Genomic DNA, 2,592 nt, shown 5'->3' with positions numbered 1-2,592 from the left:
GCCAGACGCTTCAATCAGCATGCGAACGGCGCGTTCTTTAATCTCAGGAGTGTAGATTTGTCTTTTCATTGTCGTATTCTCTCAGAATGTTGAGTCTCCGACAATTCCGGGGCGGTTCACATCATCGAATTGATGGCCTTTAATACGCTACTCATAAATTCAATGCTACTCTAAGATTGAGGCGTCATATAAGAGGTCGGTAGCTCTTTTGATACTACCCCAGCTTCTTTTCTAACAGCATTCTTTTGAGAATATCCCAATCAGCTTGGTTCAAACGTGCTAAGCGGTCAATCTGCTCAATCAAAATTATATAGCCTTCATGGACATCGTCGATCAGTTACCTTAACTGTGGAAGTATCAAAGTTGCGCCTGATTCGTTCTCGACATAGAAGACTGCAATTTTGTGACCATGATCGTTGGCAAATGCTATGAGTTCGCTTTTGGCACGCTTAGCGTCTTGTTCTTTGGTAGAAGCTCGTAGATACGCTCTGATAAACATAAACACCTAAAATATTCTGTTATAAGTGGTTACATTATAGGAATCTATTTTAAGTAGTCTGTTAATAGGTTTGAAGGGTGAGATAACTGGTTCCCTTAGGGTATACCCTAAAAACTCATATTTACAACTTTATATCCTCTTATTTATTGATTCAGCTAAATAACCCCTTTTGGGCTACTCAATAGCTATATAACTTTCAAAACCTTACAGTTAGTATGTACTTAAAGGATTTGTTCATATGGCATATTATTAATATAAAATAAAAGTAAAACTTTATAAGGAGTAAATATGACCCCCTCTTACTTCCCTCAACGTCGTCCGTCGTGGCGCGGTGTAGTCGCCGGTCTTGTCATGGGACTGATAGTGGTTATGGCGATGATTGCGCTTGCCTTAGTTCTGAGCTCATTATTACCTTTTGATTTGAAAGGCAGTAGTATTGCCGCGGGTATTTATGCGGCCATTACTGCTTTAGTTAGTGCCTATGTAGCGGGGCACTTCGCGATTAAGTACTCTGCACCTGAAGCGCTATTTGGCGATGGTACGGATATTGATCCAAAAGACGCCACTTTAACAGGCATGCTTACAGGAGCTTTAATTATATTACTCACCACATTTTTCGCGATGAGTAGTGCTACTAGTATTTTATCAACGGCAGGTAATGTTGTAGGCTCTACAGTAAGCACTGTGGCTAAAACAGCAGCAACGACCGCCACTGTTAGTGCAACTGCGGCTGGGGCAGCATCAAAAAGCAACAGCGTACAACAGAAAGCAGAAGAAGTTTATCAACGTGTATCAGGGGATATTAGTAAAGAAGACGTACAAGCGATGGTTGCAAAAAATACGCAGAACTTGAATCAACAACAGATTGCTGCCGTCAGTAATGTTATTAAGGATATGTTCGATAAGACCAAGACGCAGGTTAATAACATGGACTTTACTGACCTAAATACATGGCGCAATATTGACGTCTATGCAAAAGAGCGTATGGCATCTATTGAAGAGACGTTAAAAGGCCCTGAAATTATCACACGTCTGCAACAGCAGGGTTTAACTCAAACGCAAGCGATAGAAGTGCGTACTGAAGTTCAACAGTCATTTAACGAATATAAAGTTAAAACTGAACAGTATATTGCAGAAGCCAAACAAATGGCTGAGCAAAGAATGCAGCAAGCAGAAGACGTCGCACGTAAAACGGCGCTGTATACTGGATTATTTTGGCTGATTAGTGCCCTTTTAACCTTTATTGCTAGTACTATTGGGGCTAAGAATGCAGCAGCAACCTACCGTTTAGCTAAGCCTATTATCACTTGGGGTAACAACGTTAAATAAGTATTAAAGATCTAAACATAAATAAAAAGCCCAATTAGGATAATTGGGCTTTTTATTTATGTTTTATAAGGGCAGTATTGATTGATAGCTTCCAAGTAGATATCAGCTACTTTAAGTTATTTTGAGCAAAAAAAAGCCCTAACTACAGGGCCTTATAAAATTTTATTATTATTATTATTATTATTATTATTATTATTTGATGATATTGGAGTGTACCAAGTTAACCCATACAACCATAGTAACTCCTAATACAATGATAACAACCCAAGTTCCTACAATCCAGTGTGTAAACTGCTTATTATTCATGAATCCCTCCTTAACGAAGCTACTAAATAAAATATCTGTATGAATATCATTGATATTCATATGTTCTATCAAGGATGGACTGATAATTTTAAACACTATGTTTATCCCTGATCCTTACCGTCAAACCTGTACCACTAAACTTGGAAGATTTTAGTTATGCAAACTAAGGGCAAAAGCCAAGCTACAATTGTCTTAGCGATTTATAGCCTCAAATCTTATTCGGTAATCTTCAGTATAGCTCAAGAATCTGTATGCGCTATAGTGCCATCGAAATCAAGTAGGACTAAACTCATTTTTATCGCATCCTGTAGTTTTCTAGTTTAGAATATTAATGCCATACTGAGCTATGCTGAAGAAACCGTAGAGATAAACTTGGTAAACTAAGCGTATTAACAGGAGTTTACCATGACCAAGAAAGTAAGAACCTACAGTGACGAATTTAAAGCCGAAGCTGTTAA

Annotated in this window: 2 protein-coding genes; one reads left to right on the top strand and one right to left on the bottom strand. The window is 38.2% G+C overall.

The features are described 5' to 3' along the window. Positions 1–337: 337 nt before the first annotated feature. Positions 338–499 (bottom strand): recombinase family protein, encoded by a 162-nt coding sequence (locus tag ACP69U_RS13750; RefSeq protein ID WP_426138833.1) that lies wholly within the window; start codon positions 497–499, stop codon positions 338–340. 288 nt (positions 500–787) lie between these two features. On the opposite strand from ACP69U_RS13750, the gene ACP69U_RS13745 reads away from it, so the two are divergent. After that, on the top strand, positions 788–1,828 hold the full coding sequence (locus ACP69U_RS13745; protein ID WP_426138832.1) for a hypothetical protein: 1,041 nt from the start codon (positions 788–790) through the stop codon (positions 1,826–1,828). Positions 1,829–2,592: the final 764 nt, after the last annotated feature.

The organism is Psychrobacter sp. TWR1-1-1 (assembly GCF_049895865.1).
In the GTDB taxonomy this organism is placed as follows: Bacteria; Pseudomonadota; Gammaproteobacteria; order Pseudomonadales; family Moraxellaceae; genus Psychrobacter; species Psychrobacter immobilis_A.
The sequence above is the reverse complement of the archived record's forward strand: the minus strand, read 5'-3'. Positions and strand labels throughout refer to the sequence as shown.

Coding starts and splice junctions, on each gene's coding strand:
- ACP69U_RS13750 (WP_426138833.1), bottom strand. CDS start 499: ATGTTTATCAGAGCGTATCTACGAGCTTCTACCAAAGAACAAGACGCT.
- ACP69U_RS13745 (WP_426138832.1), top strand. CDS start 788: ATGACCCCCTCTTACTTCCCTCAACGTCGTCCGTCGTGGCGCGGTGTA.